Origin of the sequence: Leptospira soteropolitanensis (assembly GCF_026151655.1) — a bacterium.
Taxonomy (GTDB): domain Bacteria; phylum Spirochaetota; class Leptospiria; order Leptospirales; family Leptospiraceae; genus Leptospira_A; species Leptospira_A soteropolitanensis.
The window spans coordinates 191,593-205,244 of the sequence record NZ_JAMQPN010000002.1 but is presented as its reverse complement, the minus strand read 5'-3'; the positions used below and the strand labels follow the sequence as shown (position 1 = coordinate 205,244).

Below are 13,652 nucleotides of genomic sequence, written 5' to 3'. Positions count from 1 at the left end.
ACTTGTATTGTCGATAATCAAGTGATAGAAATCTATCACAAAATTGAGAATTTCCATTGGTTTTAGGCACCCACATATCCTTCCCATCCCTTTTTCGAGTCACCTCTCTCGTCTGTTTTGCGGTGGCCTGTATCACCTCCCTTTCTGCGGATCGAATTCGGCTGAAATCAGGAGAAGTACTGAATGGAAAGGTAGTTAATGTAACGGTGAGTCATGTGGAATGGCAAGACCAGGGAAAACGTTACAAATTCTTAAACACAGATGTTTTGGGTATCGATGTTGGATACGATGGTCTACCGGCTTGTGCAGATTATAAAACATTCGGAGTAGAAGACTGCGATTTAATTCTCACCAAATTAACAAAAACATCTGCTAGTTTTTCTAAAAAAAGCAGTCCTTTGGAATTAGAAACAATTCCACTAAAAAAAATTTCGACTCTACAGGTAAACTCAGACTCTGGACTTCCTATGGAACGCTACATTGATTCTGGTGTACGAGGAAAATGGGTTTTTGGAGACAAAGAGATTCTTGGAGTTTTCAAATCCTTGGAACGCGGAAAAATCACCATTGAAAGCGAATCTAAAACTATAGTCACCTTTGATCCTTTAGATTTTAAATCCTTGGAGATCCAAAATAAATCAGTGATTGTTAAGGTGATAAAAGAAGAAACTCCTAAAGTGATTCCTGGTTATTCACCCATAGCTGAAAAAAAATACGGCAAAGCAGCCTTTGTTTTTGGTGGTGCTTTATTGTCGGGACTCGGGATGTTATATGAATACAATGCATCGGTGAATGCAATTAATAAAGATATTGAATATATTCCTTCTGGTGATGGCAGGGTTTTTATTTTTGCAAATACGTTAAGTACTGATCATTATGATTTTCATAGGCAAAGGTTTCTCATTTATTCCGCAGTTTTCACAGCCATCATTTCTTATAGTTTGATTGATAGTTTTTATTTAGGAAGTATCGAAACGAAAAAAGAAAGTAATAGTGGAGTATATTTAAAACCCTATGTAGATATGAGACCAAACTTAACTCGATTCAGTGGGATTTGGCAACCTTTTCAAAAACCAAACGATAGTATGTTTTATGGTTTTAGCTTTGAGTCTCGTTTTTAAATTATATAAATCAAACAATAGATTTTCTTAAAAATAAATTTTTAAAGTTTTGTTTAAATCTTAAAAAATGCCATTTTAGTAGAAAGGAATAAGGAATTTTGTCCAATTGGCACATCGCCCCACAATTCCCTTCTTCATTTTCTTTACACCAAAGTATTGTTCCAGATAGCCCAACAAAACATTGTAATCCAATCCATAGATCGAATTTTGCCTTAGTATTTTCTGGAAACATTTGCGAAGTCGGTAGATAGAACATATTGGCTTGGATATGAAAAATAGCAGAATTTTCTTCCGTATTTGGCGTATGTAAATCAACGGAACTAAAAAGTGGAACTTCGAGCATTCGATCTCTAAAAAAATAAGGATTTATAATTCCCGCAAAGAAAAACATCAAAGATAGGATGGTCGGATATAATACAAATAAAGCAAAATAATCCTGAAGGGCCAAATCCGGAAACTTATGTGAAATCCAATCAGGGGAATCTATCAGAAGGAAAACTGAAAGAATTCCTGGAACTAAAAAGAAAACTGTGAGGATTGAGTGTCTTAAATTAGGATATTGTAATAGTTTGATATCAGATGTGGATATATGTTTTTGGATATTTTGAATCCAACCTTCATGTCGGTTGTGACGGCTTAGAATTTCGTATTCTTCCATACTCATGTTCATAAGTTTTAGGATATGGCCGGGAACGAGTACCCGAGATTTTGCAATGGTTAGTTCCAATAGAAAAAAAAGTGAAAGTATACAAATGGGAAGTATGATAAGTAAATCGATTTCTTGAAATAAGGATAGATTATATAGTCCGTGAATGCCAACACAAATAATAAAACCAAAAAGTAACTTACCCCATTTGAAAATGGGGTTTTTGTGAAATAAAAACATCATTAGGTAAGCACCGATGAGTCCGCCGTTCATCATATGAATGGGCAATGCTGTTATGGAACGAAGGACCTGAGACCAAAGCCCCGTATTGATATAGTATAAAATATTTTCTACTAACCCAAAACCTCCACCTAACACCAATCCATAAAAAATTCCATCGGTAACAGTAAATTCATCCTGATTTTTTCTAAAAAAAAGGAATATTCCAAGGAGTTTGGCAAACTCTTCAATCAAAGCAGAATGAATGAATGCATTCCAAAAAGGCGGGAAAATGGGAATCCAATTCAAAAGTAAAGCTTGTAAACCTATCGCAATACCTGCACTAAAAATAGAAAATGCGAACGCAGTGTATTGTAAAAATGATTCTGTAAATCGATAAAAATGAAAGCGATAGAAGGAATAATAAAATCCTAAAGTAAGAAAATTTATGAGTAAAATGACCAGACTGGGGATAGAAATTTGTGTGATCATTTGGTATGATTAACGGCAAAAATACTTCTAAAATCAATGAGAAATGCTAGAGAAATTTGGTTAAACTAACCTTTTTACAGCCTTACGTAAACCTTCAATCGTTAAGGGAAACATCGGAACTACGTCTTCAATTGCCTCGATGGTAGGAGCTCCCCAAAATCGTTTGGGTTCGGGATTGAGCCAAACCGATTCAGGGAAATATCCGACTAATTCTTTTAATGATTCCAGTCCACTTTTTGCCTTTCTTTGTTTTTCTTCAGAACTAGAGCTATGATACGCATAAGGATTGTAAGGTGTACCCATTAATTCGTAAGGTGCCATATAGGCATCACCGACAAAAATTAGTTTTGTGTTTTTGCGAAACTTTTCCTCAAATTGTTTGAGTGAAATACGGGTTTGGAACTCGTGATTCGCGTATAAATATTCATGAAAGATATTGTGAAAAAAATAATTATGAACTTCTTTGAAATGGTAGAGACCGCGACTGGCACTAAATAATTTGCTCACTCTGTCAGAATGAGGGGTCATACTCCCACCTATATCCATGATGAGTACAAGGCGAAGTGAATTTTTACGTTCTCTTTCTTCAATAAGTTCGATCTCACCGCCGTTTTCACAAGTTCTATTAATGGTTTTGTCTACATGGAGTTCTCTTCTTCCTTCTTTTTTTAGAAACCTAAGTTCTTTTAGTGCAAGTTGAATGGATCTGGTATCTAAAATTTCATCTTCGCGGTATGCTTTGTACTTTCTTTCGTTCCATAAACTAACACCAGAACGGTTCCCCTCTCCTTCCGTATTCCCACCTATAGAGATTCCGTTGGGATTGAAGCCGGAGTTACCGAATGGTGAGGTTCCTGATGTACCTATCCATTTGCTGCCACCATCATGGCGTTCTTTTTGTTCTGCTAACCTCTTTTTTAATTCCTCTATGACTTCTTCCATACTCAAGTTAGGTGCATTTAGTTTTTCTCTGTCACTTAGATGTTTAGGAATATTTTCTTCTAACCATTCAAAAAGTATGTCGCGGAATTGAATTCTTTGTTCCTTCCACGTTCCAAAGGTTTTAGAAAAAGCAAGATCATAACTATCGTAAAATTTTAGGTCTTTAGCAAAGTTAAGTCGACCAACTCGGTAAAGCTGGTCTAGACTCATATAGCCCGAGGGGTCTGTGAGTTTTCTTAGGCTTTCGAGAAAAGCAATCAGTTCTCCTGTGGAACAGGGAACCGACTCTCCTCTTAGGTTATAAAAAAAATCCAAAAACATATTAGTTCAAATAAACTCGGTAATCTTCTTCTGACTTAAATAAGGTTCCTGCAAAAGGAATTTTATTTGTTTCTAAATTTTCTCCCGATACCAGTAGGACTTGGATCCAATCAAGCAGTTCGCTTGTGGAAGGTTTTTTACGTAGGCTCTCAATTTTTCGGATGGAATAAAACATAGCTAATGCTTTTTCCATAAACTCCGTTTGGATGGAGGGAAAATGAGCCTTGATAATTTCTTTCATTGCTTCTCGTTTCGGAAATTCAATGTAATGGAAAATACATCTTCGTAGGAAAGCATCTGGAAGTTCTTTTTCGTTATTCGAAGTAATGATGACGATTGGTCTTTCTTTCGCTATGATATGTTCTTTTGTTTCGGGGATAAAAAATTCCATTTTGTCTAATTCTAGAAGTAAGTCATTGGGAAATTCAATGTCCGCTTTATCTATTTCATCAATAAGAACAACTGCTTTATTTTCTTGCGAAAAAGCTTCTCCCAAAGCACCTAAGCGAATGTAATTTTTTACGTCCCTAACTCGAAGCATGGCTTCCTCCTCCGGAAACCGCGAATCGTTCAGTCTTGAGACGGCATCATAAAAATACAAACCTTCCTTGGCAAGACTCGTGGATTTGATATGCCACCGGTAAAGAGGAAGGTTCTTTGTCTCCGAGAGGAAACTGGCAAGGAGTGTTTTTCCTGTCCCAGGTTCACCTTTGAGAAGGAGTGGTCTCTTTGTAATTTCTGCCACTTGGACGGCTTCTTTCAGATCTTCTGAGAGGATATATTCAGCCATAATACCTACCTTTTGGACTCCAATCTTTTCCGAAAAACAGGGGAATCCACTAAAAATTGCTTTTTGTAAGAAATTGAATTCCCATATTGAGGAATTGGAACGATAGTAAAACTATGGGCGAATTTGATAATACAAAAAGGGCAATTGGCGTTGGGAAACTGGATGAGTCTGCAAGAAAAGACATGTTCAATAAGTTTGTCAGTGCCGGCGGGGAAATCATAAAAGAAAAACAACCTCCAAAAGAAGACGAGACAAAGAAAAATCGCCCAGAACCAAAGGTGCGCACAAGCACGGTTTCACGTGGAGGAGAGGATAGCCGTTCGGGAAACCGAGGCGGAAGCCAAAACAAATCATCCGATTCGTCCAATTCTAGATCGCAGGCAGACTCCAAAGCCCAATTTGAAAAAGAAATCAGTAGTTTCTCTGCCAGGTTCGGAATCAAACTCAAATGTTGGCTTGCCCGTGTGACTCCATTTGGTTCGAGCGACCTCACTCCAAAATTTATGCATGATTTTAGCATAAGGGCCAAGCAAGCGTTAATCGAACTTCAATACAGTGGGAACGAACTTTTGGCCAACCAACAATACTCACCGCAACTGAGTAAAGCTTTGGACAGAATCAATCCCCTTCTTGTTGAATTACTTGCGATGGGACAAAAATTATATAATGGCCCTGAGTTAACAGATATTACCGATCCCATTATGGTTGCACCAGAATCTCCTGTTGCCATTGAACGAGTTAAAAACCCAATTTATGCACTTTTTAAAAGGATGTATATTCTTTATCCTTACCAAGAAACATTGAAAAAGTCTTTTGTACAAGCGTATGATGAATTACAAAAATTAGAGGGGAAACCTTCCCTCATTTATGCAAACAAAAAACGAAAGGTAACACAAGAGATTGATATTCTCTTTGATGGTTTTTTTGACCGATTGTATTTAGTTGTTTTGCGAGCAGAAAATAAAAATATCCCACTTATTTCACGTTATATGGAAAACCTTCTTGGTATTTTACCAGAGGATAGACCTGGACAACGAAAATCTGGTGAAAACGTTCCGGGTGGAAAACCAGTTGAAACTAGGGATGAGAAAAAAGAAGAAGAATCCAAAGATGCTGAAAAAAAGGAAGAAGAAGTTCCTTTATCGAAAGAACAGGCCTACGGAATGCGTTTGATGCAAATGTATTCCATTCCCAAACTTCGCAAAAAATTTGATCCAAAAAATGAATACGCACATATTCCTGATTCTGACAAAGCCCTACTATCTCTTTTTTATTTTTATGAATTTGATGATGAATATTCATTTGTAATGACTACAAAAAAAATAGATATCAAACCAGGCTCTGTCAATGGAGTAAAGGTTGATTATCGTCAAAAGATGTTGGATATCTATGAAGGTACAAGAACCATTATAGACCAATTTAGAATCTATAACGATGTGATTAAAGAGTTAGAAAAACACAAAGCCAACCCTGGCGCAAACTACATCGAAGCCTCGAAAAAGTTAACTGGAATTGAACAAAAACGAACTGGTCAATCTAGAACAGTGCGAATGGCGATTAAAGAATTTAGTTTAAAGTCAAGAGATTCACTTCTCATTCTGATTAAGGATATGAAAAGCAAAAAGGAAATCGTCGCCAATATGAATGACGTTTTAACTCTTGATTCTATGGAGTCGCGGAAACGACTCAATAAAAAAGCAGTAAAACAATGCATTATGGAAGCATATTGTTACCTACTTGCTTTGTATGACCGCCTTGACACAGGAGATTTATTCGGTGGACTTGTGGAACTCACCCCAGACCAAATGAAATCTTCTTTTGGAGTCGATTTAGGAAATGCAAACAGCGAATCGGGACAAACGGAAATTGCCGATTTGGATAAAGAGGGAAACGAAGAGGCAATTCCTCAAACAAAACTGACGAGTGATTTGGAATCCCAAGATAAGACGGAAGATTTGTCTAATGAAGAAAATGACAATACAGACGAACCTTTGGATGATGACATATTACCAAGTGGGAATCCTTTTTAATGGCAGTCATCAAAATCGCAATTTTTCAAAAAAACTTACACAAACGAATCAGTCCTGAAGAAATTTCCAAAATCCAACAAACTAAGGCTCATTTTTTAATTTTCCCAGAAGGTTATCCTCACTTCTTTCAAAGTGATTCACCGGAAAATGCCACTAAACACGAAAAGGAATACCAAGATCATCTATTGGAAATTTCCGAATCGTTTTCTGGAGTCATTCTTGGCGGTAGTCATTATCGAAAAAATGAAGATGGAAATTTGGTTTGTGCCCTCCCCATTCTTCAGTCGTTAGTGTTAGTTGATTTTTATGAAAAAAAATCTCCTTCTTCTTTAAAAGAACCTGGGGTGGATCCGGGAAAAACGGAGTCCATTTTTATTATGGGTGGCCTTCGTTTTGGTCTTATTGTAGGTGAAGACTTAGAGAATGAATCCATTTGGGAAGAATTTAAAAAAGAAGATATTGAGATTGTATTTTATTTATCTCATACAGATGAAAGACGTTCCTACGAAGAAGACCTTACCTATTTTGCTTCTTTAGCAAAGGAAAAATCTATCCATTTAATTCGTGTTTGTGGCCCGTCTGAAGGAAAACCGGCGAGAAGTTTATATGCATCTCCTTCTGGAATTAACTGGAAAGTGGGAAAAATCGAAGAGGATAAAGATGTATTAAAAACTTTATCAGTGAATGTGATGAGAAGTTATCTATTATAAAAAAGAAAAATGAAATGGGATCAAATTTCAGAATTTGATCCCTAAAGAAGTAAACTTATTTTTTGTCTAACTCTTTCCAGTCCATAGTTAAAAGTAGAATTACGATCCCTATGGAAACACAAGAGTCTGCCACATTGAAGGCAGGCCAACGATCAAAGAGTAAAAAATCAGGCCATTCAAAATCTAAAAAGTCAACCACTCCAATGTATTCAATTCCGGGTTTTTCAGGAGTGAATCCAAATCGAAATCCAACACCTGGTATTTTTACAAAAAATTTATCTAAAAAATTGCCAAAGGCACCAGCCATCACAAAATTCCATCCCCAAGCATGGCCCAAATCGGCATTTTGCCACCGGTAAAAAATTAAGAACACAATGGCAAACCCAGTGGCGAACAAAGATGGCAATGCATTGTCTTGAAATAAACCAAATACGAAGCCAGTGTTGAAAGTTAAAGACAATCGGAAAAAATCACCTAACACGGGGATGCTTTCATGTGCTAACATTTTTGTAATAATGATATATTTGGATGATAAATCTAAAAAAAGTCCAAATGCAACAAAGGCTAGGTATCCAGGTTTGAAGACCGAAAAAAATGGGGTTTTAGGTAGATTCATAAATTAGAGGTGGTCCGTTTATTTTTGTTTCCAGTAACTTAGACTTGATTTGGCTAAAGCCCAAAAACTAAGTCCTGATAGTATGTAAAATAATATGCTTGGTTCTTTCCAGAATTTTTCAGAATAATACATTCCGAAAAAGAAAAATATCGAACCTAAGGCTCCAAAAGTAAAAATTTCTTTTAGCCTCAACTCTTCTTTTCTCGAGGAATCTGGTGTTTGGAATTCTCCTCGATTCCATTTGTATAAAAATTCATTTAGTTCCTTCGGTAAGGAAAATAGGCTTGTAATAAACTCCTCACCTTCATCTTTCCAAAGTTTTTTTAAGGAACTTCCTTTTAGAACAATTTGTGAAAAGGGTTTTTCTGCATAATCGATCATGGAGCGAGTTGGATCCAAATATGATGAATTTCCGAGTAACAAAGCAAGCACACGGTGGAGGCTTAAAAAATTGGGAGGAAGTTTTAAACTGGAAAGCAAACGTTTTAGACTCACCTGAATTTCCTTTAAAAAACGAAGGTCTTCAGCAGGCCGCAGTGTATCGAGTCCAATGTTTCGAAAATGGTCAGTGGATTCCAAAATACGATTTAGTTTTTCGAGGGAATACTTTACAATTTGGATCAGTTCTTCTTTTGATAAACTTTCTGTCACGGCCCCTAACTCAAACAAGGATTCTGTGATCAAATGATAATCTTTTCTCATCGCACCAATTAGAATCCTTTCCAGGATACGCGTTTCTTCTTCGGAAATAGACTGAACTGCTCCAAAATCGATAAAACAAAGTTCTCCCGTATCCATAAAAATTAAATTTCCTGGATGTGGGTCCGCATGGAAGAAGCGGTATTCGAATATCATTAATATATAGGCCCTTACTAATTTTTCTAATTGGGGGCTTTTTTTGGAATGTGGATCGACGGGTCCCAGTTCGTAAATTTTATTTCCTTCAACAAATTCTGTGACAAGCGTATGTTTATTACAAAGTTCATCAATAGGATTAGGGAAATAAAAATCCTTTTCTAGAGCAAATAGTTGTTTGGTGTATTTTAAGTTTTTTAGTTCACCCCGAAGATCAAGTTCAGCTCGGATCATTGTTTTTAATTGTTCATTTACTTCTTTGGCAGATATTTTAAATACAAAACGGTCGATGATCCATATAACTCTTGAAATGGTTTTTAAGTCCCGTATGGCATCCGCTTCTATCCCTGGATATAAAGTTTTGATTGCGACTTTTTTGTTTTGATAATAACCGATATGAACTTGCGCTGTTGAGGCGCTAGCATAAGCTGCAGTATCTAAATTTGTAAAAATTTCAAACATGGACTTCCCATAATCATTAAGCCAACGTTTGTTTATGTCCGCAAAATCTCTCGGAGGGATTTTGTCTTGTAAGTCTTGTAACTCCCATAAAAATTCTTCCGGTAAAACATGGAACAAATTACTTACAAATTGACCAATTTTGATATATACGCCACCTAACTGAAAAAAGAGGATTTTTGTTTCTTTTCCTTTTCTTTTTAAAAAATGAATTCGCGCTGATTCATAATTTGTTTGGCTTTTGAATTTTCGTTTGATTTTTGTTAATACGAGGTATTCGAACCAAGTGCTAAATAGAAAAAAATAGATAGAAGCCGACCTATTTTGTTTTGATTTCATCTTTTTTTCCTATAAATAGATTCTATCATATTTAGAATTTCAATATTGTCTGAAAGAGTTCCTTCCATTTTTTGTTTGTTCCCTTTGATTACTTGATAGATCTCATCATAGATCCCGAGAAATGCATTTGCTGTCTCTGGACTTGGAAAATCTGGAGGATCATACGGGGATAAACTTTGAAATCCTTTGTACAACTTCGAAGTTTGTGATTGGAAAAATTGAAATCCATCATTGGAACAAATGATTCTATGTGAGTCGGTATGTAAGTCTAGTTCAAATTGGAAATACTTTCTCCCACCACTGACATCTAAAAAAACATCTACCCCTTCCATAGATCGAAACCAGGCCACTGCTCTTGATTCGGTGGCCCCTTTTTTGGGTCTTTCTAATCTGGAATCTACTAATTTTGATTTTCCTAAAATCCAATGGAGAAGATCTACCGCATGGGTTCCGTCATGGAGTAAGGGACCTCCTCCTAGTTTGGAAAATGCAAGGCCTGGGTTTTTTGCCGAGGTGAACACGGAAGCACGAATCGATTTCAGTTTTCCTAGATTCCCTTTTGTTAGTTGTTCTTTAACGTATTTGTAACTTGGATGGTAACGCCTTTCATGATTGATCCAAATTCTGGTATTGTATTTGATTGCATGTTTTTGGATCCTTTTGGCTCCTGATTCTGTAAGGGCCACTGGTTTTTCGATTAATAAATTTGGAATTCCTTGGGTGATGCAATGGATTGCCCAGTTTTCGTGAGAAACACTCGGAGTGGAGATCACAGCCAATTGGATGGATTTTGGTAGAGAGAATTTCGAAGGATCTGGGTGAACCGTTTCGGCAGGCAAATTCCAAGAGGATTGAAAGGATTCGCATTTTTCAGAATGGGAATCTAATCCCAAGATAAATTCGAATCGGTCTTTTCCCCAATCAGATTGGAGGACCCCCATATGGGTGCATGGTTTTTTACGAAATGGATCCGTTTCTAAACTGGAGCAAATCCGCCCTAGACCGATCAGGATGGTTTTGATTTTGGATCGTTTCATTTATCTTTTTCTTCCAAATCTTTCTTTCTGAAAGAATCTGGCATAGAAGCTATGATCGCACCATTTGAATATTCCTTGTCAACTATTCTAAGTTTGTTTTCCAAAGGACCGCACTTGGATCTGAAAGAAAACCTTACCTTTCGTTGGATCACAACCTCTTCTGTGGAAGCAAAACCAAGGTCATTATTTATTCCTTTACGCGGAACAAGAGATGGTCATGAATTTATTCCAGATGCACTTGCAAAAGGTGCTATTGCTTTTCTTTGTGAAAAGAACCATCCCATTCTAAAACAGTTGTCAACTGAAAGTAGGTCCAAGGCAATTATCGTTAGCGACAGTTTAAAAGCATTGGGACTTCTTGCCCGTTATCATAGAAATCGATTTAATCCTATTGTCCTAACCGTGACAGGTTCATCTGGGAAAACTACTACAAAAGATTTGTTAGGTGGTCTTTTTGGTTTCCTAAATCGAAATGAATTAGTTGTTACTGAAAAAAATTATAATAATGAAATTGGACTCCCTTTTACTTTATTTAGAATCAATGAAAAAACGAGAGTGGCCATTTGTGAATTAGGAATGAACCATAGAGGTGAAATTTCTCGTCTCTCTGAAATTGCTCTACCCACTCATGCGTTAATAACTAATATCGGATCCGCTCATATAGAAAATCTAAAATCAAGGGAAGCCATTGCCGAAGAAAAAATCGATATCATTTGTGGAATGAAGCCGAATTCAGTTTTATTTGTTCCCGATGATTTGGATTTTTTGAATCGAGTCAAAATTAGAACCAAAAAACAAAACATTCAATTAGTGGTTTGGAACCATAAAGATAAACCAGTTTTAAAGGTTCGTAAAACACAATCTACTGGATTCCAATTGGATTGGAAGGGAACAGGAATCCAATGGAAACTACCTGGATCAAAACTTCTCAGTAATGTACGTGGAATGGTGGCAGTGGGAGTATATTTTAAAATTCCTTCTGACCAAATTTCCAAAACCATTCAAAATTATAAAAGTCCTGACAAACGTTTGAATATCAATAAAGGATATTTTACGATTATTGACGATTGTTATAATGCAAATCCCGAATCTATGCTTTCTAGCATTGGTGCAGCTGAACAATTTGCCGGAAATCGTAATCCTGTATGGATTCTTGGTTCCATGAAGGAACTTGGAAAATTTACAAAATACTACCATGAAGAAATAGGAAAAGAAATTCGAAGGATGGACAAAGGTATCTTACTAGGGTTTGGTGATGAAACAAAACCTATGGTAAAAAAAGTTCCTGGGTCAAAACATTTTACTGACGTTTCGGAACTCATTGAATTTGTAAAATCTACTATTCCTAAAAATTCAGTTTTACTCGTAAAGGGGTCTCGATCAATGAAAATGGAAAGAATTGTACAAGCCTTAGAAAGATTTAAGGGTTGATGCAGAAATGGCTCATCCTAGATTACACGTATGCCAACAAATCTACCCAAAGTAGCTGTGATTATGGGATCTCATTCTGATTGGGAAACTATGAAAGAAGCCTGTGATATTCTGATAGAATTTGGAATTCCTTTTGAAAAAGAAATTGTTTCTGCACACCGCTCACCGGAACGAATGGTGGAGTTTGCAAAATCGGCAAAACAAAATGGGTTTGGAGTCATTATTGCTGGAGCTGGTGGGGCTGCACATCTGCCTGGAATGACCGCATCACTTACTACCCTACCTGTGTTAGGTGTTCCTGTTCAATCTAAAGCACTCAATGGAATGGATAGTTTGCTTTCTATTGTGCAAATGCCAAAAGGTGTTCCTGTAGGAACCCTAGCCATTGGAACCAGTGGTGCTGCCAACGCAGGATTACTTGCGGTTCGCATTCTTTCCCTACTTGACAAATCTCTTCATAATCAACTTGAATCTTATGCGGAGACAAACCGCAAATTAGCTCTTTCCAAAAATGACCAACTTATCTAAAGAAAATTCGACTACAAAAATTGGTGTTTTAGGTTCGGGCCAACTTGGACAGATGATGTGTTTAGAGGCCCTACCACTCGGTTACGATTTTTTTTGTTATTCTCCCGAAAAGGAATCACCATGTGAAAAGGCAGGTGCTACTGCGACTGTTGCTTCGTATGAGGATCTATCTAGCTTAAAAACCTTTCTTTCTAAAATCGATGTTTTGAGTTTTGAATTTGAAAATATCCCCAAATCCACTCTAGATTTTTTAGAATCGGAAACAAAACAAATTCAAATTTTCCCACCGCCAAAAGCTCTAGTCATTGCCCAAGATAGATATTTGGAAAAAACACATTTTCGTAAATTAGGTTTTCGAACTGCTGATTTTTTTCACCTAACCCAAAATACTACAAAATTTGACATAGCCATTCCCTACCCTTGGATCATCAAAACACTACGTTTTGGTTATGATGGAAAAGGCCAAGTCAAAGTAAAGGATGCGGCAGAATACAAAGACTTTTTACATAACGCATTCCCCAAAGGAGATGAAGAATACTTAGTTGAAGAAGTGATACCCTTTCACAAAGAAATCAGCATTATTCTAACTCGCTTCCGGAATGGTGAAATTGTTTGTTACGGTGCTGTAGAAAACGAACATAAAAATCATATTTTAGATCTTTCGATTTTTCCGGCTCGAATTCCTGTTGGATTAAGTTTAGAAGCAACGGAAATGGCTTCTAAACTGGCAGAATCTCTGGACTATGTTGGAACTATGGGTGTGGAATTTTTTCTAAAAGAAAACCATTTGTATTTAAATGAATTTGCACCTAGACCACATAATACAGGACATTTTACACAAGACTGTCAAAGTTTTTCGCAATTCCATTTGCATGTTTCTGCTATTACTGGAAACAGTCGACCAACGGACGTTAGGCCAAAACCTACACTTATGAAAAATATTTTAGGAAACGAATATAATGAAAGTTTGGCGATCGCTCGAGAACTATTAAAAGATGATCGATACAAGTTACATCTTTATGGAAAAAAAGATGCTAAAATTGGAAGAAAGATGGGACATATGAATTTTAAAGGAAATTTAGAAGAAGTAAATCCTCTTTTCCATGACTTATAATT

Annotated in this window: 12 protein-coding genes; 6 read left to right on the top strand and 6 right to left on the bottom strand. The window is 36.6% G+C overall.

The window, feature by feature from the left end; genetic code table 11:
- Positions 1-56 precede the first annotated feature (56 nt).
- Entirely contained in the window at positions 57-1,121 is a 1,065-nt protein-coding gene (locus tag ND811_RS05660; protein WP_265351142.1) for an LB_137 family protein, read from the top strand.
- Between the two features lie 10 nt (positions 1,122-1,131).
- Here the strand turns inward: ND811_RS05660 and ND811_RS05655 are convergent, their stop codons facing one another.
- The 3 genes from ND811_RS05655 to ND811_RS05645 all read right to left on the bottom strand — a co-directional run bounded on the left by ND811_RS05655 (position 1,132) and on the right by ND811_RS05645 (position 4,531).
- Positions 1,132-2,478: a PrsW family glutamic-type intramembrane protease gene (locus ND811_RS05655; RefSeq protein WP_265351141.1), complete on the bottom strand. Its 1,347-nt coding sequence runs from the start codon at positions 2,476-2,478 to the stop codon at positions 1,132-1,134.
- A gap of 60 nt (positions 2,479-2,538) precedes the next feature.
- Positions 2,539-3,630 carry a VWA domain-containing protein gene (locus ND811_RS05650; RefSeq protein WP_265351140.1) on the bottom strand — a complete coding sequence of 364 codons (1,092 nt, stop codon included), beginning with the start codon at positions 3,628-3,630 and terminating at the stop codon, positions 2,539-2,541.
- Between the two features lie 112 nt (positions 3,631-3,742).
- Complete coding sequence (locus ND811_RS05645; RefSeq protein WP_265351139.1) at positions 3,743-4,531, bottom strand: AAA family ATPase; 789 nt, start codon at positions 4,529-4,531, stop codon at positions 3,743-3,745.
- Positions 4,532-4,644: 113 nt separating this feature from the next.
- Between ND811_RS05645 and ND811_RS05640 the strand changes: the two genes are divergently transcribed.
- Entirely contained in the window at positions 4,645-6,561 is a 1,917-nt protein-coding gene (locus tag ND811_RS05640; protein ID WP_265351138.1) for a hypothetical protein, read from the top strand.
- Positions 6,561-7,271 carry a carbon-nitrogen hydrolase family protein gene (locus ND811_RS05635; protein ID WP_265351137.1) on the top strand — a complete coding sequence of 237 codons (711 nt, stop codon included), beginning with the start codon at positions 6,561-6,563 and terminating at the stop codon, positions 7,269-7,271. The genes ND811_RS05640 and ND811_RS05635 overlap by 1 nt, the downstream gene beginning before the upstream one ends.
- Before the next feature lie 55 nt (positions 7,272-7,326).
- Here ND811_RS05635 and ND811_RS05630 read toward each other — a convergent pair whose 3' ends face one another.
- Genes ND811_RS05630 through ND811_RS05620 form a run of 3 tightly spaced genes read right to left on the bottom strand, consistent with a single transcriptional unit; the run spans position 7,327 to position 10,577 of the window.
- The gene (locus ND811_RS05630) at positions 7,327-7,887 is read right to left on the bottom strand and encodes a lipoprotein signal peptidase (protein WP_265351136.1); all 561 of its coding nucleotides are present in this window, start codon (positions 7,885-7,887) and stop codon (positions 7,327-7,329) included.
- Between the two features lie 18 nt (positions 7,888-7,905).
- On the bottom strand, positions 7,906-9,540 hold the full coding sequence (locus ND811_RS05625) for an ABC1 kinase family protein (RefSeq protein ID WP_265351135.1): 1,635 nt from the start codon (positions 9,538-9,540) through the stop codon (positions 7,906-7,908).
- On the bottom strand, positions 9,537-10,577 hold the full coding sequence (locus tag ND811_RS05620; protein ID WP_265351134.1) for a Gfo/Idh/MocA family oxidoreductase: 1,041 nt from the start codon (positions 10,575-10,577) through the stop codon (positions 9,537-9,539). The genes ND811_RS05625 and ND811_RS05620 overlap by 4 nt, the downstream gene beginning before the upstream one ends.
- A 51-nt stretch (positions 10,578-10,628) precedes the next feature.
- On the opposite strand from ND811_RS05620, the gene ND811_RS05615 reads away from it, so the two are divergent.
- The 3 genes from ND811_RS05615 to ND811_RS05605 are packed head-to-tail and all read left to right on the top strand — an operon-like array spanning position 10,629 to position 13,650.
- Positions 10,629-12,008 (top strand): UDP-N-acetylmuramoyl-tripeptide--D-alanyl-D-alanine ligase, encoded by a 1,380-nt coding sequence (locus ND811_RS05615; protein WP_265351133.1) that lies wholly within the window; start codon positions 10,629-10,631, stop codon positions 12,006-12,008.
- 30 nt (positions 12,009-12,038) lie between these two features.
- Complete coding sequence (gene purE, locus ND811_RS05610; RefSeq protein WP_265351132.1) at positions 12,039-12,536, top strand: 5-(carboxyamino)imidazole ribonucleotide mutase; 498 nt, start codon at positions 12,039-12,041, stop codon at positions 12,534-12,536.
- Positions 12,520-13,650 carry a 5-(carboxyamino)imidazole ribonucleotide synthase gene (locus ND811_RS05605; protein ID WP_265351131.1) on the top strand — a complete coding sequence of 377 codons (1,131 nt, stop codon included), beginning with the start codon at positions 12,520-12,522 and terminating at the stop codon, positions 13,648-13,650. Before purE ends, ND811_RS05605 begins: the two co-directional genes overlap by 17 nt.
- Positions 13,651-13,652: the final 2 nt, after the last annotated feature.

Excerpts from the sequence above, each read along its gene's own strand:
- ND811_RS05630 (WP_265351136.1), bottom strand. The coding sequence starts at position 7,887 with ATGAATCTACCTAAAACCCCATTTTTTTCGGTCTTCAAACCTGGATAC.
- ND811_RS05645 (WP_265351139.1), bottom strand. The coding sequence starts at position 4,531 with ATGGCTGAATATATCCTCTCAGAAGATCTGAAAGAAGCCGTCCAAGTG.
- ND811_RS05625 (WP_265351135.1), bottom strand. The coding sequence starts at position 9,540 with ATGAAATCAAAACAAAATAGGTCGGCTTCTATCTATTTTTTTCTATTT.
- ND811_RS05620 (WP_265351134.1), bottom strand. The coding sequence starts at position 10,577 with ATGAAACGATCCAAAATCAAAACCATCCTGATCGGTCTAGGGCGGATT.
- ND811_RS05650 (WP_265351140.1), bottom strand. The coding sequence starts at position 3,630 with ATGAGTCTAGACCAGCTTTACCGAGTTGGTCGACTTAACTTTGCTAAA.
- ND811_RS05635 (WP_265351137.1), top strand. The coding sequence starts at position 6,561 with ATGGCAGTCATCAAAATCGCAATTTTTCAAAAAAACTTACACAAACGA.
- ND811_RS05605 (WP_265351131.1), top strand. The coding sequence starts at position 12,520 with ATGACCAACTTATCTAAAGAAAATTCGACTACAAAAATTGGTGTTTTA.
- ND811_RS05655 (WP_265351141.1), bottom strand. The coding sequence starts at position 2,478 with ATGATCACACAAATTTCTATCCCCAGTCTGGTCATTTTACTCATAAAT.
- purE (WP_265351132.1), top strand. The coding sequence starts at position 12,039 with ATGCCAACAAATCTACCCAAAGTAGCTGTGATTATGGGATCTCATTCT.
- ND811_RS05640 (WP_265351138.1), top strand. The coding sequence starts at position 4,645 with ATGGGCGAATTTGATAATACAAAAAGGGCAATTGGCGTTGGGAAACTG.
- ND811_RS05615 (WP_265351133.1), top strand. The coding sequence starts at position 10,629 with ATGATCGCACCATTTGAATATTCCTTGTCAACTATTCTAAGTTTGTTT.